Source organism: Motilimonas sp. 1_MG-2023, assembly GCF_030547455.1.
GTDB lineage: Bacteria > Pseudomonadota > Gammaproteobacteria > Enterobacterales > CBDFNC01 > Motilimonas.
Genome location: NZ_JAUOPX010000004.1, coordinates 127,139 through 150,297, shown reverse-complemented (window position 1 = coordinate 150,297; position 23,159 = coordinate 127,139). Strand labels below are relative to the sequence as shown.

The following is a 23,159-nucleotide window of genomic DNA, read 5'->3' as shown; positions in this document are numbered from 1 at the left end:
TCACTCAATAGGTTTTCGGATGAATCTACTTAGTAAATGGTCTATTTGTTTGACATGCTTGGTGTTAGTGGCATGTAGCCAAAATACCTCGGGAATTAGTTTAGGTATAGACAGCATTAACGCTCAGCCTGTGGTTAAAATAGACAATCCAAACCTGGCGAGTAAGTTAGTGTTAAGCGATATAAAAACGAAAGTGGTCAATGATTTATTAGTTGTTCAAGCTAATGTCATTAGTACCGCTGATTTTGATCAAACATTGCAATACAAATTTTATTGGTTTGATCACTTAGGTTTTGAGGTTGAACGTGACAGTTCGCCATGGCAACCGTTAAAGTTGCACGGGCACCAGCAAGTGTCTATTCAAGGGACAGCCCTTAGTTCAAGTGCCGAACAAGCACATATATATATTCGAGAAGTTGTTAAACAGTAAGGTTTATTGAGATGAAAAAGACACTGATGGCAGTATCAATCGGTATTGCAGCGTTAACTATGGCAGGTTGTTCTAATCAAATTAGCTACGGTGATGCAACCGAAGTAGAAACCACCGACATCGGTTTTGGCTCAACCGACCTGCAAAAAGTCGCCCAGGAAATGACCGATGACATGTTAACCTTTCCTGCGGTTGTTGCAATCACAGCCAAAGCCCGTCCTGTGGTATATGTTGAGCGCATTAAGAACAAAACCAGTGAGCACATTGATACGGAATCAATTTCTGACACTATTTCAACCAATTTGTTGCGCTCAGGTAAGTTTCGCTTTGTTGATATGGGACGAGTTGAAGCGGTGCGCCAGCAGTTAGAATTTCAAAATGATGGTGGTATGGTTGATCCCACCACCGCTATTTCCTTTGGTAAGCAAATCGGGGCGCAGTATATGCTCTATGGTAATTTGTCGAGCATAGTGAAAGATAATGGTAAAAAGAAAGATGTATATTACAAGTTCACGATGCGCTTGATGGACTTACAAAGTGGTATTATTGAATGGGCTGATGAAACCGAGATTCGTAAACTTGAAGAGCGTAACAAGTTTGGTTTATAAATTTAACAGCCCGCTATATGCGGGCTTTTACCACGATTAAAGTTAACCACAAACATAATATACCCTAGCTATGGCTGACTTTTAGCTATCTTGCTTCGCGCTTAAATGAATATGATTTACACACGGTGAGTGAGCTAAGCAATAAAAATCCAATTGACCAGCGTGTTTATTGGGGTAAATTGATATTTAATTAACGAAATAGACTAGCCTAAACTCGCAAAAGACGGGTAGTAAAGGCAACGAAGGAGAGCTTATGATTATCTACTTGCACGGGTTTGACGCGACCAGCCCGGGTAATCATGAAAAAGTGATGCAGCTGAAATTTATTGACGATGATGTGCGCTTTGTTCATTACAGTACTATTCACCCTAGAATGGATATGAGCCACCTGTTAAAAGAAGTACATAAGCACATTCAACATTGCGATGATGAATCGCCACTTATTTGTGGTGTTGGGCTGGGTGGTTATTGGAGTGAGCGTATTGGCTTTTTATGTGGAATACGCCAAGTATTGCTAAATCCTAATCTTCATCCGGAAGACAACATGGTTGGTAAAATTGAATGGCCAGAAGAGTATACGGATATCGATAGTAAGTGTGTTTCGGATTTTCGTAATAAAAATTCAGGAAATTGCCTTTGTATCCTTTCAACTGGCGATGAAGTATTGGATAATAGTAAATCTGAAACGGAACTGAAAGAATATTACGAAATAGTGTGGGATGAAAAACAAAAACACAAGTTCCGAGACATTTCCCATCACTTACAAACGATAAAAACATTTAAAGCTCAGGGAAGCCTCGCTTAAGTCTGATTACTCTACTAAGACTAAAATAGTGCAGCCCTCTGCGCTATTTAGCTTTTAATTGGAGTAATACATGACCAAAATCATTGTTGTTGGTGGTGGTGCCGGCGGATTAGAGCTAGCCACTAAGTTAGGCCGTAAATTAGGCCGAAATAAGAAAGCGCATATCACTTTAGTCGACAAAAATCGCACCCACCTTTGGAAACCCCTTTTACATGAAGTCGCAGCTGGCTCACTTGATGATGGCGTTGATGCTCTTAGTTATCGCGCCCATGCTAAAAATCACGGTTTTTATTTCCAACTCGGTACACTTTCAGCTATTTCGCGAGAGCAAAAAACAATTACCCTCGGGGCGATGTTAGACGATGATGGCTCAGAAGTACTCCGTGAGCGCCAGCTTGATTACGATATCTTAGTGATGGCGCTAGGGAGCGTGAGTAATGATTTTGGTACGTCAGGCGTAAGAGAGCACTGTATTTTCTTAGATAGTCCAGATCAAGCACATAAATTTCACCATAAAATGCTTAATAAGTTTTTGCAATTGGGTGAGAAGCAAACGGTTGCGGTGAGCGTTGCCATCGTCGGAGCGGGTGCTACTGGGGTTGAATTATCTGCAGAGCTGTTTAATTCGTTAAAGCAAGTTAAAAGCTATGGTTTTGATGACATGTCAGCCAGTGATTTACATGTTACGTTAGTGGAAGCAGGGGAGAAAATTTTGCCTGCGTTGCCTTTGCGCATCTCGAGTGCAGCGCATCAAGAACTGACACAGCTAGGGGTTGATGTCAGAACTGCGACCATGGTAACCAAAGCTACACCTGAAGGGCTTATGACTAAATCAGGAGAGCTAATTGAAGCTGATCTCATGGTTTGGGCAGCAGGCATTAAAGCGCCTGATTTTATGAAAGACATCGCAGGACTTGAAACTAACAGAGCGAATCAATTAGTCGTTAAAGCTAATTTGCAAACCACTTTAGATGAGAACATCTATGCTCTGGGTGACTGCGCTGCCTGCACCTTGGCCGATGGCACGCAAGTTCCGCCTCGCGCGCAATCAGCACATCAAATGGCCAGCTGTGTGTACAGCAATATTTTAGCCCGCCTTAAAGGTAAACCAGAAAAAGACTATGTTTATAAAGATCATGGTTCTTTGGTTTCTTTGAGTCAATTCAGTACGGTTGGCAGTTTAATGGGTAACTTAATGCGTGGCTCTATGATGGTAGAAGGGCGGATGGCGAGATTGGTTTACGTGTCTTTATACCGCATGCACCAAATAGCGTTACATGGTTATGTCAAGACTGCATTGATGACGGTCGTAGGGCGAATCAACCGAGTGCTACGACCGCGATTAAAATTGCACTGATTTTTGGTTACAATTCCGATAAAAATACCTGCTCATGCAGGTATTTTTTTGTTGGTCGTTTTCGTTCCCAGTTGGTAATTATTAAAGCAATCGGCTAAACGTTGGCTCTTTATGGTGTAGAGCAAAATCCAACTAACAAAAACCAGTTGTACAGCGCTAGTCCAAGAATAACTAAAATGTTGATCCATAATAGCATTAAGTAACAAGCCAAAATCAACAAGAACCGCGATCAACAGCAATACTCTGCCTTTATGCCAAAGCGGTGCAATCCATTTATTTTCTTTACGGCTAGCGATGAGAAAGAGTACGACTGCCAATGTGCCACTGGCCATGCCCATGAAAAAATGCACTTTGATGGGGTAAAATAGCGCCATTATTTTACTGCCATCAGGGCGGATCGTTGCAGACATGATCCATATAACCCAAGTTCGCGCGAGAAAAAACAAGCTAGCGTAAAACCAAATAGGCGGCTTTAGATCGCCATTATTGTCATATTGTGAGATGGGGTACAAATGTCGCATGGCATGGTTATCCTTAACGTAGAGCCATAGGTTAAACAGATATGTGGGCTATGTCACGAATTTCAAGTATGGCAATACTGATATCGCCATTCTCAACCCTTTTTAGTTACTGCTGTGTTCTACTATTGTTGATCTAAGATGTCTTTTATTATCGGCATTTTTTTTGAAACAGTAACTAACGCATTAATATTACTGTTAATTTTAATCAATTTTAAGTAAAATTCTGGCATTGTCAGTCAATAGACTAAGGGAGCAAAATGAACCATCCGAAGGTGGGGGCATTTTTATTATTTTGGCTCGTATTATTTATCTCTGGGTGCAGTGATAAACTAGCAGAGGCCATTGATGCTAACACACGAGTTGCTAAGCTACGTTTAAATACCCTTGCAAGTGAATTAGATGCAGGTCAAGTACGTAATGCAACCTTATTAAAGCAATATGCTGTTTTGCTTAAGCAGCAAAAGCCGGATTATGGGCCGCTTATTGATGAGCTGGCTAAAGATGCCACGACTGCAGGCCCCATGTTCACTGGGTTGCAAAAGCGTCTGAAACAAGCTGTAGACTCGCCACAAAATTTTGTATCAAAGGAAGAGCAGCTAGCTGAACTTGAAAATATCATCGAGGCGGCGAATCCAGATTTATTTTCTGATGCGCTATCTGATCCCATCAATGTATTGGCGGATATGTCAGATGGCAAACTGGCTCGGGTTAATGCGGTAAGTAAGCAATCGAGTTTACAAGCCAATGGTGCACAGGACTTTGGTGATGGCAGTCAGTTAGTCGGCAACCCAAATTACGGACAATGGAGCCAAAATAGTAATGGCGTGTCGTTTTGGGAATGGTACGGTATGTATGCCTTATTCTCGAATTTAACACGGCCAGTACTCTATGATTCATGGTCACGTGGTCGTGATTACAGTTATTACAACGACTATGGTCGTTCACGCTACACCAGCCCTAAACAATATAAAGCCCAAGAGCAACAAGTTGCTCGAACAGCCAAAAAATTTGGCAATAATAATAGTAAATTTAGCAGCCCTTACGCTAAGAGTCGTACTGGCAGCAGCCAAGTTTCCAGTGCCAGCCAAAAAGCAAAGGCGACGACTGGTTTTGCTAGTCGATCGAGTTACTCCAATGCTAAATCTAAATCAAGCAGTACTACATCAAACAGTAGTAGCTTTCGAACTAACCGTAATACTAGCTCGCGTAGCCCCAGTCGTGGCAAATAAGGAAGGGCAATAAAATGAACACCATCAATGCCATTTTAGAATTTAATCCGGAACTATTAGTTTACCTATTGATCGATGTAGTCATCGCCATTTTGTTGTTAAGTACCATGCGCTATATCATGGGAGTCATGGGGAAAATTGATACCACTGAAGAGCTAGCTAAACGTGATAACTTTGCTTATGGCATTAGTATGGCGGGCAGTGTATTGGCCATGGGTATCGTGTTAACAGGGGCTATCACTGGTGAAAGTGCAAACAATTATCTCAATGAAATTATTGGTATGTCGGTTTATGGCATCGCGGGTTTGCTGTTGATAAAGGCGGGTCGTTGGGTCCATGATAAATTTTCATTGGGGCAGTTTAATAAAGCGCAACTTATTTTAGAGCGTAACACTGCTGTTGCTATCACAGATGCCGCAAGTGCTATTGCGACGGCCATTATTGTTCGCGCTGTGTTAATTTGGGTAGAAGGTTTTGATATTTCTACCTTCACTGCCATTTTGTCTGGCTGGTTAATCAGTCAAATTATTTTGGTTTTAGTGTCTCGCATCCGTGAGAAACGCTATAACCAAAACAATGTTGCGGGGTTTCAGCATGCACTTATCCAAGGTAATGTTGCTTTAGCGGTGCGCTATAGTGGTCACCTTATTGGTACTGCGGTTGCAGTGACTGCGGCAAGCCATTTTGTCTTCTATGACCCGGCATATCTAGTGGCTGGTTTATTGTCGTGGTTTGCAATTAGTCTAGTGATGATGGTACTACTGAAAGTGCTTGCTTATATTGCCAAGCGCATGGTGCTACTGGGCATTAAACGTGATGTCGAAATTGAACAGCAACATAATGTTGGCGTTGCATCTATTGAATTTGCGATTAATGTATCGATTGCGTTAGTTCTTAGTGCATTAATGGCTTAATTCTTATGTTGAAAAACTTACGCAGCAACCCTAGGTTGCTGCTCGATGACTGCCTGCTTATTGGCATTATGGCAGTATTGGCCGCGTGTGGTTTAATCTACGAATACCTTCTCTCTCATTACAGCGCTCGCGTACTAGGCAGTATGGAAACGGTTATCTATGCCATGATAGGCATTATGATCGTCGCTATGGGTTTAGGCGCGTTTGCGGCAAAAAAAATTAAAGACCCCTACTTAGGCTTTGCTTGGCTAGAAGTAAGTGTTGCCCTTATTGGCTGCGGCGCAACGATATTCCTTGCGAGCTTAATTGGTTTTACTCAATATTTACCGCAAATTATTGCTGACACTTTTGCCATTCCTGTTGACATGCTTCCACTAGGAGGCATGTTCGAAAGTTTAGTCAAGTTTTCTTTAGTGATGCCCTATGTTTTTGGCTTTTTACTTGGCTTTCTTATTGGCATGGAAATTCCACTTATTGCACGAATTCGTGAGGATATTTACGGTAAACACTTAAGTAATAATGTTGGCACTATTTATGGTGCGGACTATATAGGGGCTGGTGTAGGTGCTGCGATCTGGGTGATCGTGATGCTAAAAATTGAAATTAACCAAGCTGCGGCCCTAACCGCGAGTCTAAACTTGGTAGCGGGAGTGATATTTTTTGTGCGCTACCGAGGACAAATTAAAACTCGGGTGTGGCTGGTCATCAGTCATTTGATATTAGCTTTAATGATTTTCATGGTGTATTGCTATGGTGGCCAGTGGTCGAACAAAATGCAGGATCTACTCTATTTAGATAAAGTGGTACATCAGCAGCAAACTCGCTTTCAGAACCTTGTTTTCACTCGCCGAGATATGTCGGGTAACTTGCCTTCAGCCTACAGTTTCTACATCAATGGTCGTTTACAGTTTTCGAGTATGGATGAGCAAATTTACCATCAAATGCTGGTTCACCCTGCTATGTCCGTGTCGGCCCGTCATAACAAAGTATTAATTATTGGTGGAGGAGATGGATTAGCCTTACGTGAAGTGCTTAAGTGGCCTGTTGAAAGTGTTAAATTAGTAGACTTAGATGATGAATTAGTTGATCTTTTTCAATACCCTGAGCGCTACCTGCCGGATGACCTCAGTCGAGTGGTCATGCGTTTAACACAAAACGCTTTTAACGATTCGAGAGTATCTGTGGTTAATAGTGATGCTTTTGTAGAAGTGGACTCACTCCTGCAACAAGGGGCTTTATTTGACACTATTATTGTTGATTTACCTGATCCCAGTCATCCTGACCTAAATAAGTTATACAGCAAACACTTCTATGCCAGACTGCGTCAACTATTGTATGGTGACGGGGCGATAGTTGTGCAATCTACGTCGCCGTTTCATGCTAAGCAGGCTTTTATTTCTATTGGTAAAACCCTTGCCGCTGCTGGATTCTCTCACACTGAGCAATATCATCAGAATGTGCCTAGTTTTGGTGAATGGGGGTGGAGTATTGCCACTAAAATGGGCGCTCCCGCCAGTGTTCGGGCGCAGCAACAACAGCCTTTATTTCCTTTTGAACTAACTTGGTTAAATGCTGAGGTGTTTCAGGCTGCTTTGGTTTTTCCTGCCGATTACTATCGGCAACGAGATCAAGTGTTGGTCAATGAGTTGGGCACGCATACTTTATATCAGTATCATCACCAAGCTTGGCAATCCGAAATGGGATTAGAAATTGATACTACGGCAGAAAAGTAACGAAGCGAACGTATTAAAAATCAAGAGAGCCATAATGATAGACTTGGTAGTGGGTTCTAACACCTAACCAGTACTGAATGCGCTTTAGCCAAGATTTAGGTACTTTAGTCAGTTCTATATCTTTTACGTCGATAAGCTCTAGTGCTTCATGCAAATCATTGATTGGCCAGCGAGCAGGATTATCTTTCACTTGTTTATCGACTAATAAATCGATACAAGGTGCCCAACTGGATAACGTATCTAATAAATACTGTAACTGCTCATAGGTGTACTTTTTGTTTTCACTGATTAAGATGATGAATTTTTGGTTCGTGGTTTTATCAAGATGCACTAACCAATCTAATTCGGTCAGGCTACCCGTTAAAACTTGTGATTGGTTTACTCGCGTCTTGCCTTTAGGGTTAACATCTAGCCAACATAAGTTAGCAGGCAACTCTATATCCATTTTGTGTTTGGTAAAGTTAATGACAGTGGCCTCAGGGTAGCAGGCAATTAACTTTTCTAGGGTTTGGCTTAAGGTGGTCATTTTGATCTGTTTGCAGCTTGGTTTAATAGTGGTGCTCATTGGGTCGCTCTTTAACATTAATATTTTGTAAATATAGTGTTAAAACAGGATATTCGTGTGAAGTATTTGTGACATTTATAATTGTTCTTCATTTAGTTGAGGCAAAGTGATAATAAATCCCAAGCCATGGGGGCGGACGTTGTAGACGCTAATATCACCTTTAAGTTTTTGTTTGATCAACTCTTTCACCATGTTCAAGCCTAGACCTGAGCCCCCTTTGGATTTACGGGTCGTGAAAAAAGGGGTGAACATTTTTTTTGTTACTTCTGAGTTTATGCCGCAACCATCATCGGCGTAGTCAAATGCTAGTAACTCGCCAGTTTGTGTCACTGTGAGTTGTATCTTCCCTTTTTGGTTTTTACTGTAGCCATGACGAATGGAATTAAGCACTAAGTTAGTAAATATTTGACTTATAAATCCAGGATAACTTAGCAAAGACAAATCGGAAGGAACGTTAAGTTGATAGGATATTTGTCCTTTTTTTAACTCTGGACTTAGGCTCAAAAACAAGCTTTCAAGAAATGGCTGTAGCTGGATTGGCTGTAACGCATCGTTACATTGGTTTATGCTGAGCTCTTTGAAGCTACGGATCAGCTGAGTGGCTTGGCGAAGGTTGTTTTCAATAATGTCAGAGTTTTCGTTGACATGATCGATATAGGTGGTTATTTCTGAACGCCTTATGCTGTTATGTTGGATCTTATCTTGTATTTTTAAGTTCTCATCGCGCAAGTAGGTGATGGCTGTTAGTGCTATGCCTAATGGATTATTGATGTCGTGGGCGATGCCAGCAACTAAGGTTGAGGCGGTGATGGCTCCTTGGTTTTTAATGAGCTCTTCTTGAGTTTCTTTTAAGTTTAATAGAGCGGAGTTCAAGGCATCAGTCCGTTCAAAAATACGTTGTTCTAATTCGATGTTCAGTAACTTAAGCTCTTTACTTACTTTACGTAAGTTCTGCTGGCTCGCCATCAGCTCAGATTGTGTTTGTTCTAGCGTATCCAGCATGATGTTCATTGCCTGACCAAATAGAGCAAGTTCATCATGTCCTTTTATTGCTACGCGTCGCTGTAGATTGCCGTGCGTAATATCAGCGGCGGCATCCAGTAAACGAGCTACATTTGTTTTTGTTTTTCGGTAGTTCAGTAGGGCGCAGGCCAGCATTAATATCATAAATGGTAACATTATCACTGTGATGTTCGTTCTTACTTCGCTTCCCTGGTTAATGATATGCTCACGGTCCGTTGCATAGGCAATAAAGCCAGCAATGTCCCCTTCACGCCAGGCCCTGTTTCTACCCACTTGGTACTGATTATGACAAGCCACGCACTTTACTTGATTGAGCCTTATTGGACTTACCATAAAGTGAGTTTTATATTCGTCAGTATTCGTCCACTCGAAGTAGTCAGAGTTTGGGTTTCTAATGAAGTGTTTATTGATGGCAAATTCCATTTCATTGTGTCTGGGCTTGATGGGTAAAAGTTTAATTGTGGCAGTGGATTCTTCATTATCATGGCTAAATGCAGGGTGGAAAGGATACGTATCTTGTAAAGAGACACGGTCAAACTGTTGTTGAAAAAAAAGATTGAGATGTTCGAGGGTATTCACTTGATCTTGCTTTTGTAAGTTATAGGTGAGCTCTGGTACCCAAAAAACCAGTAACAAACTCAGTGCAGACACGGCAAGGGCTGTGGGCAATAGTAATTTAATGAACAAACGATATCGATACTTTTGCAAGGCACTATAAAAAAAGAGGGATTTACCTCAGTATAGAAGACAAAAACTGACTTTGGAGTGGCTTAGTGCGGCTTTTAATTTACTAGGTAAACGCGTGTTTCTGAATTTATTCAGAAGCTATTTATAGCCAATCAATCTGAAGAATGCTTGATTTTAACTAGTGGGTACAGCTTGCCCTTTTGGAGCACCTCAGTGCTCCCATTAGGTTATTACGCTAAGTGGTTTAGAATCTTGATTAGCTTGCCTAGTATTTAAAACAAGGCAGGAGAGCTTTCAATGCGATTAAGTAGGCGCTAAATTTTACGGATCGTTACCAATAAACCCAATAGTGGATGGTCAAGGTAATAGGTGTCTCCACTGTTAATCGCTTGGCGTTGTTTCACTGGAAACTCTATCAATGACGGGGCTGGCTGGGTTCCTTCCGTTGCTGTGCCACGATACGGCGGAGGTGCACGCAATACCAGTTCTGTTTCTAGATAGAGCTGTTGATCGTTATACAGTGTGATGAGACCATCTAACTCAAATAAAGGCCCTGCAACATCCACATTGTTTTGGCTTTTACTAAGTGGGTAGCGGCCTTGAAAGTTTTTGCCCGCTAAAATGCGTACTGAGGGAGCACCTGCTTCCGTTAGCTCTACTGACCAACCAAGATGAATGAGTGGTGTGAAAGCTAAGTTACGGGTAAGGCGCTTCATCTCCGTATTCATAGTTAAGCTAGACTTAGGCAGAATCTGGATGCTTTCTGAGCCTGAAAGTACTTGTTCGCCATCGATAACTGTAGGCATTGTTTGGCTGGGCAGTAAGCCTGCTAATATATTGATCCCTTGATCGACGGGTAATAACGGTAATTGATAGCTCAGGTTTTCTGGTGCACTATCTGCAGCGACATAGTGTTTAAAAGCGATGACTTCAACTTCATAACGCTCGCTGGCTTGTGCGTTCGACAGGCTTACTAACATTATGAAAATAAATAACAAACGTTGCAACATCTTGTTCCTTTATAAGGTGTTTTCTGTCAGTGCAGTCAACATAGTTTGCACCAGTTTAATTCTATCGCTTCGCTCTTGAGCCGGAATGGCAAAACGCAGACGTGTTGGCCCTTCCATGCGATAAATTTTCGGTTGATTTTGCAGTAAAGATACCAGATATGCCGGATTTACCTTAGTTTTTTCTGCAAATTCTATGTAGCCGCCTGCTGCATGAGCTTCGATTTTTTTAATGCCAATGGCTGATGCGGCTAACTTAAATTCAGCTACTTTCAGTAAATGTTTGCTTGGCTCAGGTAATAGACCAAAACGGTCAATGAGTTCAATTTGTAAATCATCTAGCTCATCTTTATTCGTGCAACTGGCAATGCGTTTATAAAGTGACAAACGCATGTTGACGTCGCCAATATAGTCATCAGGTAATAACGCTGGTATACGTAGCTCAATCTCTGTTTGTTGATTAAGCAATTGCGTTAAATCCGGCTCTTTGCCTTCGCGCAGCGCGTTAACGGCTTGTTCGAGCATTTCCATGTACAAGCTAAAGCCAATAGAGTGAATTTGACCACTTTGGTCATCACCCAGTAGTTCCCCAGCGCCACGTATTTCTAAGTCGTGAGTGGCAAGTGTAAAGCCGGCACCAAGGGCTTCCAAAGACGCTATGGCCTCTAAACGCTTTTTCGCATCTTTACTCATGAGCTTTTTATGGGGCGCTAATAAGTAGGCATAAGCTTGGTGATGTGAACGGCCAACACGCCCTCTTAATTGATGTAACTGTGCCAAACCTAGATTATCGGCGCGATCAATGATCATGGTGTTCGCCGTCGGTACATCAATGCCTGTTTCGATAATGGTGGTACAGACCAGAATGTTGTAACGCTGATGATAAAAATCAGACATGACTTTTTCCAGTTCGCGCTCACGCATTTGGCCATGACCAACGATGATCCTTGCCTCTGGGACAAGCTCGGCTAAATCTGCAGCGGTTTTTTCAATGGTATCCACGGCGTTATGTAAAAAATAGACCTGGCCACCGCGCATGATCTCACGGGTAATCGCTTCTTTGATTAGCGCATCTTCACGTTGGCGTACAAAGGTTTTAACGGCAAGGCGTTTCGCTGGTGGTGTGGCGATAATCGATAAATCTCTCATGCCACTCATCGCCATATTCAAGGTTCGAGGGATAGGTGTGGCTGTTAGAGTGAGAATGTCAATGTTGGCCCGCAGCGCCTTGATTTTTTCTTTTTGACGTACGCCAAAGCGATGTTCCTCATCGACGATAAGCAAGCCCAAGTCAATAAACTCGATATCGGCGCCAAGTAGTTTATGGGTGCCGATCAAGATATCGACTTTACCTTCTTTTAATCGCACCAATACTTCTTTTTGTTCCTTGGCGGTTTTAAAGCGCGACATCACTTCCACTTCTACTGGCCAGTCAGCAAAGCGATCTTTAAAGTTTTCATAATGTTGTTGCGCTAGTAAGGTAGTCGGTACCAGCACTGCGACCTGCTTGCCAGCGTTAACTGCTACGAAAGCGGCGCGCATGGCCACTTCGGTTTTACCAAAGCCAACATCACCACACACCAAGCGATCCATGGCTTTGTTTTGCGACATGTCACTCAGTACTGCATTAATCGCGCTTATTTGGTCATCGGTTTCTTCAAATGGGAATGCCGCGGCAAAGCTGGCGTATTGTTCTTTATCAATGGCGAAGATATGGCCAGGCTTGACTTCGCGATTAGCGTAAACATTGAGTAATTCGGCTGCGACATCACGTACTTTTTCCGCTGCGCGGCGTTTCGCCTTACTCCATGTTTCACCACCAAGTTTATGAATATGAGCGGTTTCATCATCACCGCCGCTGTAGCGACTGATTAAGTGTAAGGCCGTTACTGGGACATATAATTTATCGCCACCCGCATATTCTAAAGTGAGGTACTCGGTTTCCATGCCGCCGATATCGAGGGTCTGGAGCCCTTGATATCGGCCAATACCATGATCTAAATGTACTACCGCTTGGCCAATAGCCAATTCGGCAAGGTTGCGGATTAGCGCGTCGGTGTTAACGGTTTTTTTGCTGTCTTTACGGCGGCGTTGTACCACGCGATCGCCAAGTAGTTCCGTTTCACAAATAAAGGCAATATTAGCGGATGGAAGAATAAAGCTTCGACTAACGTCGCCAACGATCAGGCCTAAACGTGCTTCAGACTGGGTAAAGTCAACTAATTGCTGAAATTGTTTCGGTTTGAGTTTTACTTTATCAAGTAAGCTCAGTAAGGTTTCACGGCGCCCTTGAGACTCTACGCAAAAGAGTACCTTGCCATCAAAATCCGCTAAAAAGTCGGTAAGGGCGGCAAGTGGTTGCGGTTGATTGTGACTTACCGCGATAGTGGGCAGGCTTTGCGTGCCCGCGTTGAAGTAACCGGCTTTTTCGGTATTCAGTGTTGCTTCACTAAAATGTAAGCGAGGAAACTGCTTTAACTGGCTAAAGCATTCTTCAATACGCAAGTACAGCTCATGAGGGGGCAGTAAAGGTCGCTGGATGTCGTGGCGGCGGTTTTCGTAGCGTTGCTCTACATCGTCTAAAAAGTGGGTCGCGGCTTGTTGAATGTCGCCGACCACTGCAATGGCCGTGGTATCGGGCAAGTAATCAAATAAGCAGGCCGTTTGCTCGAAAAAGAGCGGCAAATAGTATTCAATACCCGCGGGGAAGGTGCCTTTACTGACTTGTTGGTAAACGGATTGCGCTTCACGACTGGCATTAAAACGCTCACGATATTGGCTGCGAAAACGCTCAATAGCTGCTTTGTCGGTGGGAAATTCTCGTGCTGGTAACAGCTCTATGGACTTGACAGTTTGTGTGCTTCGCTGTGTTTCAGGATCAAATTCTTTGATCGACTCAATTTCGTCATCAAAATAGTCTAAGCGATACGGGTGGGTGCTGCCCATTGGGAACAGATCAAATACTGCACCACGAGCGCTGTATTCACCGTGCTCCATCACCTGTTCCACTTGATAATAACCCGCTTGCTCAAGTTGTTGCCGTAAGCTTTGAAGCGTTCGTTGTTCACCGGTATTAAGTAACAAACTATGTTGGGTTAAATAGCTGGCAGGGGCACAGCGTAGTAGTAAGGTCGCCACAGGGACGATTAACACGCCAGTGGTCACTTGCGGTAAGCGATACAAGGTAGTGAGGCGCGTCGAAATAATGTCTTGATGGGGTGAAAAACTATCGTAAGGTAAGGTTTCCCAGTCCGGTAAACTCAGTACTGGTTTTTTACCTTGTAAGAAGAAGGTGACTTCTTGCTCTAATCTAAGGGCACTGGGTGTATCGGCCACCAATAATAGCACCATACCTTGATGCTGCAGGGCAAATTCGGCTACGCCTAATGCCAAGCTAGATCCAGAAAGTTGGCCCAAAAATTGTTTGTCGCCCGCTTTTTTTAATGCGGGAAGAGTAAGTAACGAAGAGACTGTCATGTCTTAGTTTTGTTCCTGGCGCAGCTCCGCGCGTCGTTTTAATTGTTTCGATTGAATGTGCAGACTGGCTTTGATTAATACGTCGCGATCGGTTTCACGAATACTGGCAAAATGCATCTCTATTTCATAGCCTTGTTCGACAGCCTGGCACTGGCTGACCTGACCATAGCAAAAAACGGCAGCGGCTTCATCGACTAAAAATATTTTTAAGCTGGCGAATTGGCCAACTTCCATAGCTTGAGAATGTAGATAACGAATACCGCCGCCACCAAAGGCAAGGGTATGATGGCGATACTGAATCTCATCTTCTTGTGCCATCATGTGACAAAGTAGCATGTTTATTTTTTTTGATTGTAGGCTGAGGTAGTTTACTAAGTCTTGGGTTTGCTCGCCCAGTTGGTTGAGAAAGCGCAACGAGTTTGCATCTACCTGCGCAATTTCACTGGCAATTTGAAAAGAGGCGGGCATGTGGCGCACCAATTCATCGGCATTGGGCACTGTGTCATTTTTTGCCAAGGGCTCAATGTTCACCGTTAGGGGATGCGTCACGCTAAAATAGGATTCTGTGTCCATTAAAAGATTGCCCTTGTGTCTTAACCTGTATTCCCTTTATTATCCTTTATCTTTGTGCTTTCGCAAGCTATTGAATAGACACTTATGTTTTATCCACTCAGCCTCTTTATTGGGCTTCGCTATACCAAAGCTAAACGCAGCAATGGATTTGTTTCGTTTGTATCCTTGTTTTCAACGGGTGGCATCTTGCTCGGGGTGATGTCGTTGATCTTGGTTTTGTCCGTGATGAATGGCTTTGAAGAGAAACAAAAAAAGCGCGTACTAGGCGCTATCCCTCACGTGGTGATCACCAATCAAGCGCAATTGTTGCCTGATTGGCAAAGTGTGATGCGCGATATTGGTGATATTGCTAATGTTGAAGGTGTATCGGCCATGGTCAACGCTGAAGCCATGGTGCAAACCCCTAAACAGTTACGTGCAGTTGAGATCCAAGGGATTTTCCCAGAGCAATGGGCACCAAATACTTTAAAGCAGGCGATTAATTTAGGTCGGTTAGATAATTTGACCGCGGGTAGTTATAGCGTGCTAATAGGCAGTGAGTTAGCAAAAGAATTGGATATTGGCTTAAATGACAAGCTGCGTATTATTTCTACCCGAGGCTCAGTGTTTACACCGTTAGGACGGATCCCGAGCCAGCGTAACTTTGTTGTGGCGGGTATTTTCACTTTAGGCTCAGAAGCTGACGCTAACCAAATATTTTTACACGGTGCAGATGCGGCTCGTTTAATGCGCTTGCCCAAAGGTGCAGCTACAGGTATTCGCTTTTTTCTCGATGACCCCTTTCATATTCAAGGCTTTGAACAACTGACATTGCCGCAAGATCTTTATGTCTATGATTGGCGCACCAGCCATGGCCAGTTTTTCCAAGCAATAAAGATGGAAAAAAACATGATTGGTATGTTGTTATGCCTGATAGTGGCCGTCGCTGCGTTTAATATTTTATCTTCCTCAGTAATGTTAGTAACAGATAAAGAAGGCGAAGTCGCGATATTAAAAACCTTAGGCATGAGTAATAGCAACATCATTGCCGTGTTCATGGTGCAGGGGGCGTGGAGTGGTGTGTTAGGTGCGTTATTTGGCGCTGTGATAGGCATGCTATTAGCGCTTTATATCAATCCGTTATTGGCATTTTTAGGTTTTGATTTATACACAGCAGTGGGTGGCCAACTTCCTGTTTTGTTTAATGGTTGGCAAATAGTAAACATTATTTTGGGCGCAATGCTGTTAAGTTTTGCTGCGACTTTTTACCCTGCTTGGCGAGCGGCCCGTGTTAAACCCGCAGAGGCTCTTAGATATGAATGATTTTTTGTTAACGTGTCGTAATATCACCAAGGTATACCAAGATGGTGATGTGGCAACGCAAGTGTTGCATGGTGTGGATTTGGATGTGAAACCGGGTGAATTACTGGCGATTGTAGGCAGTTCGGGCTCAGGTAAGAGTACTTTGTTGCACTTACTTGGCGCACTTGACTCCGTCAGTGGCGGTGAAGTGCTATTTAATGGTTGTAACATTCACCAAATGTCTGCCAAACAACAAGCGCGGTTACGTAATCAAGAGATGGGGTTTGTGTATCAATTCCATCATTTGCTTGGCGAATTTACCGCATTAGAAAATGTCATGATGCCTTTGTTGATCGCTAAGCTGCCGGTTAAACAAGCTAAGCAGCAAGCCATTGCCATGCTTGACAAAGTAGGGTTGGCGCACCGCATTGAACATCGCCCTTCCGAGCTTTCTGGTGGTGAACGTCAGCGGGTTGCGATTGCGCGGGCATTAATTAATCAGCCTGCTATTTTATTGGCAGATGAGCCAACGGGGAATTTGGATGCACAAAGTGCCGACAATATATATCAGCTGATCCGAGAGCTAAACCAGAGCTTAAACACGGCCTTTGTCGTGGTCACTCATGATTTAAGCTTAGCGAATAAGCTAGATCGACAATTGCATATGCGTGATGGCGTATTGCAAGGTGCTCATTCTTTAGCCAGCGTTGGAGAGCCATCTTAGTGTTACCTTTATCGGCGTTTATTGGCCTTCGTTACAGCCGCGCGAAACAAAAAAATCGTTTTATATCATTTATATCTTTGTCGTCATTGTTGGGCATTATGCTTGGCGTAGCTGTGTTGATCGTTGGCGTGTCAGCGATGAACGGTTTTGAACGTGAGCTACATGAGCGCATTTTATCGGTGATCCCTCACGGTGAGTTAGAATCGGCCCAAGGCCCCTTTGCAAATTGGCCTGCCTTAGTAAAGCAAGTTGAGCAAGACCGACAAGTGATAGCCGCTGCACCCTATATAAATGTCACTGGGTTGCTACAAAAAGGCAATGAAATGAAAGGAGTAGCACTACGCGCTATTGAGCCAGAATTAGAAGATAAGGTGACACAGATGTCACAGTTTGTTACCGGCGATGGCTGGCAGCGCTTAGCTGAGCCGGGTTATCAGCTTATTTTGGGTAAGGGGATTGCCGATAAACTGGGTTTACAGGTTAATGATAATGTTACCTTGTTACTACCTAACTTAAGCAATGATAACAAGTTATCCGCGCCAAGGCGGCTTACCTTTACTTTAGTCGGTCTACTGGAAATGGGCGGTCAACTTGACCATAGCTTGGGTTTTATTCATTTGAATACAGGCAATGAATTAACGGCTGGCGTAAACGGTGTGGCTTTTAAAACCACGGATGTAATGGATGCCGTGTCTATTACCCGCCGCGTGGCTTATGCTTCAGGCTTATTGGTTTACATTAAGCCTTGGGTGTTTAGCCAAGGAAATGTTTATCAAGATATTCAAATGGTTAAAGTACTGATGTATGTCATTTTATTTCTTGTGGTTGCGGTGGCCTGTTTCAATATAGTGTCAACCTTAGTGATGGCTGTGAACGAGAAAAAAGGCGATATTGCTATTTTACAAACCATGGGGGCAGGTAATGCTTTGCTGCGTAATATTTTTATTGTGCAAGGCTTGTTAAACGGTGTGGTTGGTGCATTGTTTGGTGTAATTTTAGGCGTTATTGTAGCACTTAACCTAACGGAAATATTCCAGTTTTTTGAGTCTTTCACTGGACAAAAGGTGTTGTCTGGCGAGATTTACTTTATTGATTTTATGCCGTCTTTGGTGCAACCGCTAGACGTGGTTGTTATTGCCGGTATCGCAGTGTTAATGAGCTTACTAGCAACGCTTTACCCTGCATGGCGTGCGAGTAAGATAAAACCTGCCCAGCAACTAGGGCACGGCTAATTCATGCTAAATGCATAACGCTTACAAGCAGTGGGGTATGTTATTGGTAGTACAACTGCTCAAGGCATACCTTTGCTTTATTTCTATTGCTTCTACGCTTATTTTTAAACAGAACATTGACAAAATACTTGTGTACCAAGTGTTGGTTTACGCCATTCTATTTTGTATCAAATGTGCTTAGAAAGTAGCCACTTAGATGGACTGTTGCAATACTCTTGCCCGGCTGTTTGGTGCAGTTAATCTGAGTTGATATCCCCGTTCGCCTATTCATCTAAAAATCTTCTTTAGCGGCTGAGATAAGCTCAAGTAAAACTGAGGTAAAGTTAGGCAGTGTATTATTTTAGGCAAAAAAAATCCTGCCGAGGCAGGATTTATTTAATTAAGTAAGTTCAAAAGATATTAGAACTTGTAAACAGCGGCTAGAGCTACAACGTCTTCGTTGCCTTTGATTTGGTCAGCTTTGTATTCAACACCAACTTGGAATTGCTTGTTGTATTGGTAGCGAGCACCAAGCGTGTAGTAGTCAACGGTATCAGTTGATACGTTGCCAGCTTCAGCTTCTTGTTTGTTGTAGCCTGCAAGTACGCCGAAACCATTAGCAAAATCATAGCCTAATGCAGCTTCGAATGCTGTGAAGTCTGTGTTATTGATAGTCGTTGCGCTTTTACCCCAGTTTTCACCGAAAGAGTAAAGAAGTGCAGCATAAACGCCGTTTGCATCATAGTTGATTGCAATAGCTGTCATCTCTGCATCACCAGCACCAACAGTTAAGCGCTCACCGTTGTTGTAAGCTGCGCCGATGTTAACACCAAAATCGAAACCGTATGTGGCTGAAAGGCCGTAAGAAGTTGCGGTATCGTTAATGCCGCTTTCTTTTTCTTCTTTAGTATTATCTAGTTGGTAGTTAGCTTCAAAAGTAGCACCACCAAATTCAACCGAGTATTTCAGTAGGCTGTCTGCTTTACCTGTACCGAAGTGATCAGTACCTGTACCAGAAGCATCGCCACCGAACTCGTATAGCACGTCAGTGAAATCAGATACTAGTGTGTAAGCACCGTATTGGCGACCGTAAGAAAGGGCACCGAATTGCTTGTCACCTAGGCCAGCGTAACCAAGACGTACGTCTAAGTCATCGCTTGTGTTTGCTGCATATTCAACTTCAAAACGACCAAAAGCGTAAGCAGATTCTGTGATAGCAGATTTAGCTTTAACACCTAGACGGAAGTAGCTCTGATCGCCTTCTTCGCCTTTGTCTTTAGAGTCGTAGTACATGCCTTGGATTTTACCGTACACGTCAACTTTGTGAGTTTCGTCTTTGTAAACTTCAGCAGCTGAAACAGAACCAGAAGCAAGTGCAGCTAGAATAGCTGAGGTTAATAGCGTCTTTTTCACAATATTTCCTTAATTTATTATAGGGAGCAAGAATCTTGTTATTAATCAGCTCAATATGAGCTGAAAAAATAATGCTGAACAAATATAATGATAACAGAAATGATTATCAATTTTTATTTGGTCCTAATTTACGAACTAAATACTAGTCGAGATTTATGAACTTAATATTACATATGTTAAGTTGAACAGGATAAAGATCACATAAATCAAAGTGAATCAGTAATAAGACTTAAAAATTCGCTGTAAGCGACTTTATTTTTATCTTTATCAGTATACGGCTATTTTTTGAATTTTCTTGATTTACGCTGAGATCGGTTACGGATCACTGATAGCCTCCATAACCAATGAATTCCCAAATAGCCTAATGCTGCACTGATCACTGCCAACAAGCCACAACCTAATAATAATGCTGGGCCGATGGTATTAAGTATTTCCATTAGCCATTGCCAAGAAAGTTCAAACTGCCAGTGCTGAATCGGTTGTTGCAAGCAATAGGCGCCGATCAGATAAGCAAAATAGAACATAGGTGGCATGGTTATAGGGTTGGAAATCCACACCAAAGCAACAGATAGGGGTAAGTTCACTCGGAATAAGATTGCCAGTCCGGCAGCCATTATCATTTGAGATGGCAGCGGGATCCAACACATAAATAAACCAACAGCAAATGCACCTGCCGCAGAGCGTCTGTTTAAATGCCATAAGTTCGCGTCATGCAGTAAATCGCCAAATATTTTCAAGTGTTTATGATTTTTCAGCGTTTCAGGGTTGGGCGTATACCGCTTAATCAGCTTTTTTGGCATATAGTTTACTTATTGTAGTTAGGTGTTTATCCAATGCGCAGATGGTACTTTTGCTTTGTCGCAGGCATAACATGCGGGCTGTTCTTACCCCAGCTGCTATCGTTACAACAATGCATATTGAGTGTTATTTTCGCAGCTCTATTGCTTGCTAAACAACAAATGCGCGCGCTAAGCGGTTTCCCCTTAGCGCTCGTCTGGTTTAGTTGCGTTGCTCATTGGCAATTAAACTGGTTACCAGACGAGTTTAATTCAGGCGCAGAACATACCATAGTTGTGAGAATAAATTCATTAAATTCCTCTCCAATGCCCTATTTTTATCAAGGAGACTTAATCACAATCGATGATTACCAGCCATTGCTTACCAAAAAAGTTCGCTTAACATGGTATCGCGCTAAGCTGAATTTCAAAGCAGGTCAGGTAGTTAAGTTAAAGGCTAAGATAAAACCTGTTTGGGGCAGGGCAAATCTCGCTTCGTTTAATAAACAATCTTATCTCTTTAGCCAACATATTGGCTATCAGGTTTCGGTAAAGTCATTTCAGGGGTTTATCAGTGAGACTTTATCTTGGCGAGCTCTGTTATACGAACGCATTAGCGTGTTAACTCAAGATATGTCTGAGCAAGGGCTATTGTTGGCATTAGTGTTTGCCGATAAGACCGGGCTGGATGATAACTTAAAGCAGCAAGTGCAAAAAATGGGGCTGGCTCACTTGCTAGTGATTTCTGGTTTGCACATCATGTTGGTTGCGGGGGCTTGCAGCGCCTTGGCTTATCTTTTTTTAACTGGGCTCAGCTATATCTTTGCTGTGCCAGTGAAGCTGGCGAGTTGGTCTATTATAAGTGGTGTTGTTGCCGCTTTTACTTACGCTTGGCTGGCTGGATTTAGTTTACCGACACAGCGCGCTTTACTGATGTTTTTAATTGCAGCTTTTGCCCTTATATTTAATCGTAAAGTCACGTCTGTTGATACATTGTTACTCGTTCTATTTTGCTTATTGTTATGGGATCCTCTCGCTATTTTAAGTGTTAGTTTGTGGCTTTCGTTTAGTGCTGTGATTGGTATTTTCTTGATCATCAAGCTAGGCCAAAAGAAAGCCGCAACAGGTAGGCGCTGGTTGCTCTATCTATTGTATTTTCAAATATTGCTTTGGCTGTTGCTGATGCCAGTTCAGGTATTTTATTTCTCAGGTATTAGTGCTTTGTCGCCTGTTTATAATTTAGTGTTTATTCCAGTTGTTAGCATTTTAGTACTGCCAGGCTGCTTGCTAGTTACGGCGTTGCTGCTCTTAGCTCCGTCAATAGGGCTATGGCTGTTATCTTGGGTTGATCGGGTATTGGAGTGGTTGGTACTCGTGTTAACTTACTTACCAACCGCTTGGCTAGAATTAGATAAGCAAAGTATAAGCTGGACTATTTGGTTTTTAGCTATTGGCTCACTTTTATATTGGGCATGGCAACGAAGAGCACCTATTGTTTTTCGGCTTGCGCTAATAATGCTTGCGACTATGAGTCTGGTTGCAGGACGAACATGGTTCATTCCCAACAAGCCAGACTGGCAAGTGGTTGTTTTTGATGTTGGCCAAGGCTTGAGTGTATTGATGCAAAGTCGGAAAGAGTACCTGCTGTTTGATACCGGGTTTGCTAGCTCGACAGGCTTTAGTATGGCAAAAAGCGTTATATTACCCTATTTAAAAGCCAACAATATTAGTGAATTACGACACTTTATTGTTAGCCATAAAGATAACGATCATGCCGGCGGTTGGCAGGATATAGCGGCGAACTTAACAATAAGTCGTTATTGGCACAGTCAACCGCAGTGGCCATTTCAGTACTGCCAGCAAGGCCAACAAATTAGCTTAGGTGCATTTACCGGGCGCTTTTTCACCCAGCGGGGTAAAGCGGTGGGCCGTTCTCGTAACAATAATTCATGTGTACTGCATTTAACCAATGGCGATTTTAGTATCTTGATCCCAGGTGATATTGAAGCCCGTGCAGAGGCGCAGCTAATAAAAATGGCAGGGCATCAAATAAAAGCAGATGTAGTGATCGCTGCGCACTCAAAAGGTCACCTTTAATATTGTTACATCTTTTAAATTATATATTTTACAATTGGTTACGTTCATATAACAAGTTGGACTTTCAAGCTTTATCTTCTAATTTGTTGGAACCGTTATGTACACCAGGTAGTCTAGCTTTCTTTAACGCAAGTTTTCCGCAACATACCTTGCCTAATATATATATCGTTTGTCACAACTTTCTTTGGATGGTGGCGAGCCTATTCTAGTATTGTTCGTTGGTTGCAGGCCTCAGCTGTATTACCATGACATTTTAAGGCATTAAAATTTGATAGAATACAAATTAAGGTGATGCCTGAAGCTGATTACACACAACAAGTTGAATATTGGATTCAGAGGGACCTATGTTGGTTGATTTGTTGCTTTAGATAGTTGTTCGATAAGCTTTAGCTTTTCTTCTTCGGGGAGCTTATCTATGAGACAAGCTAAAGTTGCCGCTAAATCATTCTCACAGAAGAAATAGTTTATTGGAACCCCCAGTTTTTCAGCCAATCGCTTTAACGTTTGGATATCGGGAGTATGGCGGCCTTTTTCGTAATGATTCATGCGCCCACTTGCGGAACCTAGATCCATACCAACCCTTATACCCAACTCTTTTTGAGTAAGACCTGCTTTCTCTCGTGCTTCTTTGAGGCGCTTTGGTATCGGATTCTCTTGTGACACTCTAATTTCATCATTCCACCTAGGTATAACTTAGATTGTCTAAGTTTTACCTATTCTTGTATACT

General features: G+C 42.7%; 20 protein-coding genes. 11 read left to right on the top strand and 9 right to left on the bottom strand.

What is annotated here, in order from left to right; translation table 11 throughout:
- Positions 1-19 precede the first annotated feature (19 nt).
- From Q4519_RS03530 to Q4519_RS03515, 4 genes are all read left to right on the top strand, one after another.
- On the top strand, positions 20-430 hold the full coding sequence (locus Q4519_RS03530; protein WP_303509599.1) for a YcfL family protein: 411 nt from the start codon (positions 20-22) through the stop codon (positions 428-430).
- 11 nt (positions 431-441) lie between these two features.
- Positions 442-1,038, top strand: coding sequence for a penicillin-binding protein activator LpoB (gene lpoB / locus Q4519_RS03525; RefSeq protein ID WP_232802546.1), 597 nt, complete (start codon positions 442-444; stop codon positions 1,036-1,038).
- Between the two features lie 253 nt (positions 1,039-1,291).
- A complete protein-coding gene (gene ycfP, locus Q4519_RS03520; RefSeq protein WP_232802545.1) occupies positions 1,292-1,843 on the top strand; it encodes an alpha/beta hydrolase YcfP in 552 nt (183 codons plus the stop codon).
- Between the two features lie 70 nt (positions 1,844-1,913).
- Positions 1,914-3,200 (top strand): NAD(P)/FAD-dependent oxidoreductase, encoded by a 1,287-nt coding sequence (locus tag Q4519_RS03515; RefSeq protein ID WP_303509594.1) that lies wholly within the window; start codon positions 1,914-1,916, stop codon positions 3,198-3,200.
- Positions 3,201-3,232: 32 nt separating this feature from the next.
- On the opposite strand, the gene Q4519_RS03510 is transcribed toward Q4519_RS03515, so the two are convergent.
- Positions 3,233-3,721 carry a DUF2919 domain-containing protein gene (locus Q4519_RS03510; RefSeq protein WP_232802543.1) on the bottom strand — a complete coding sequence of 163 codons (489 nt, stop codon included), beginning with the start codon at positions 3,719-3,721 and terminating at the stop codon, positions 3,233-3,235.
- 257 nt (positions 3,722-3,978) lie between these two features.
- On the opposite strand from Q4519_RS03510, the gene Q4519_RS03505 reads away from it, so the two are divergent.
- Genes Q4519_RS03505 through Q4519_RS03495 form a run of 3 tightly spaced genes read left to right on the top strand, consistent with a single transcriptional unit; the run spans position 3,979 to position 7,597 of the window.
- Positions 3,979-4,950, top strand: a complete 972-nt coding sequence (locus tag Q4519_RS03505; protein WP_232802542.1) for a hypothetical protein — start codon at positions 3,979-3,981, stop codon at positions 4,948-4,950.
- A 14-nt stretch (positions 4,951-4,964) separates the two neighbouring features.
- Complete coding sequence (locus Q4519_RS03500) at positions 4,965-5,864, top strand: DUF350 domain-containing protein (protein ID WP_232802541.1); 900 nt, start codon at positions 4,965-4,967, stop codon at positions 5,862-5,864.
- A 5-nt stretch (positions 5,865-5,869) separates the two neighbouring features.
- On the top strand, positions 5,870-7,597 hold the full coding sequence (locus tag Q4519_RS03495) for a polyamine aminopropyltransferase (protein WP_303509589.1): 1,728 nt from the start codon (positions 5,870-5,872) through the stop codon (positions 7,595-7,597).
- A 13-nt stretch (positions 7,598-7,610) separates the two neighbouring features.
- On the opposite strand, the gene Q4519_RS03490 is transcribed toward Q4519_RS03495, so the two are convergent.
- From Q4519_RS03490 to Q4519_RS03470, 5 genes are all read right to left on the bottom strand, one after another.
- On the bottom strand, positions 7,611-8,162 hold the full coding sequence (locus Q4519_RS03490; RefSeq protein ID WP_232802539.1) for a hypothetical protein: 552 nt from the start codon (positions 8,160-8,162) through the stop codon (positions 7,611-7,613).
- A gap of 75 nt (positions 8,163-8,237) precedes the next feature.
- Complete coding sequence (locus tag Q4519_RS03485; RefSeq protein ID WP_303509586.1) at positions 8,238-9,872, bottom strand: sensor histidine kinase; 1,635 nt, start codon at positions 9,870-9,872, stop codon at positions 8,238-8,240.
- A 314-nt stretch (positions 9,873-10,186) separates the two neighbouring features.
- Complete coding sequence (locus Q4519_RS03480; protein ID WP_303509581.1) at positions 10,187-10,882, bottom strand: CsiV family protein; 696 nt, start codon at positions 10,880-10,882, stop codon at positions 10,187-10,189.
- 9 nt (positions 10,883-10,891) lie between these two features.
- Positions 10,892-14,356, bottom strand: coding sequence for a transcription-repair coupling factor (mfd, locus tag Q4519_RS03475; protein WP_303509578.1), 3,465 nt, complete (start codon positions 14,354-14,356; stop codon positions 10,892-10,894).
- Between the two features lie 3 nt (positions 14,357-14,359).
- Positions 14,360-14,929 carry a PilZ domain-containing protein gene (locus Q4519_RS03470; RefSeq protein ID WP_232802535.1) on the bottom strand — a complete coding sequence of 190 codons (570 nt, stop codon included), beginning with the start codon at positions 14,927-14,929 and terminating at the stop codon, positions 14,360-14,362.
- 84 nt (positions 14,930-15,013) lie between these two features.
- Between Q4519_RS03470 and Q4519_RS03465 the strand changes: the two genes are divergently transcribed.
- From Q4519_RS03465 to lolE, 3 genes are read left to right on the top strand one after another with little or no spacing between them, the layout of a single operon-like run.
- Complete coding sequence (locus Q4519_RS03465) at positions 15,014-16,231, top strand: lipoprotein-releasing ABC transporter permease subunit (RefSeq protein WP_232802534.1); 1,218 nt, start codon at positions 15,014-15,016, stop codon at positions 16,229-16,231.
- On the top strand, positions 16,224-16,934 hold the full coding sequence (gene lolD / locus Q4519_RS03460; RefSeq protein ID WP_232802533.1) for a lipoprotein-releasing ABC transporter ATP-binding protein LolD: 711 nt from the start codon (positions 16,224-16,226) through the stop codon (positions 16,932-16,934). Before Q4519_RS03465 ends, lolD begins: the two co-directional genes overlap by 8 nt.
- Positions 16,934-18,166 (top strand): lipoprotein-releasing ABC transporter permease subunit LolE, encoded by a 1,233-nt coding sequence (lolE, locus tag Q4519_RS03455; RefSeq protein WP_303509572.1) that lies wholly within the window; start codon positions 16,934-16,936, stop codon positions 18,164-18,166. The genes lolD and lolE overlap by 1 nt, the downstream gene beginning before the upstream one ends.
- Before the next feature lie 399 nt (positions 18,167-18,565).
- Here the strand turns inward: lolE and Q4519_RS03450 are convergent, their stop codons facing one another.
- Together Q4519_RS03450 and Q4519_RS03445 are read right to left on the bottom strand one after the other, a co-directional pair.
- Positions 18,566-19,558 carry a porin gene (locus tag Q4519_RS03450; protein WP_303509569.1) on the bottom strand — a complete coding sequence of 331 codons (993 nt, stop codon included), beginning with the start codon at positions 19,556-19,558 and terminating at the stop codon, positions 18,566-18,568.
- Positions 19,559-19,836: 278 nt separating this feature from the next.
- Entirely contained in the window at positions 19,837-20,358 is a 522-nt protein-coding gene (locus Q4519_RS03445; RefSeq protein WP_303509566.1) for a DUF2062 domain-containing protein, read from the bottom strand.
- A gap of 33 nt (positions 20,359-20,391) precedes the next feature.
- Between Q4519_RS03445 and Q4519_RS03440 the strand changes: the two genes are divergently transcribed.
- Positions 20,392-22,431 carry a DNA internalization-related competence protein ComEC/Rec2 gene (locus Q4519_RS03440; protein ID WP_303509563.1) on the top strand — a complete coding sequence of 680 codons (2,040 nt, stop codon included), beginning with the start codon at positions 20,392-20,394 and terminating at the stop codon, positions 22,429-22,431.
- Positions 22,432-22,773: 342 nt separating this feature from the next.
- Here the strand turns inward: Q4519_RS03440 and Q4519_RS03435 are convergent, their stop codons facing one another.
- A complete protein-coding gene (locus Q4519_RS03435; RefSeq protein ID WP_303509561.1) occupies positions 22,774-23,094 on the bottom strand; it encodes a helix-turn-helix domain-containing protein in 321 nt (106 codons plus the stop codon).
- Positions 23,095-23,159: the final 65 nt, after the last annotated feature.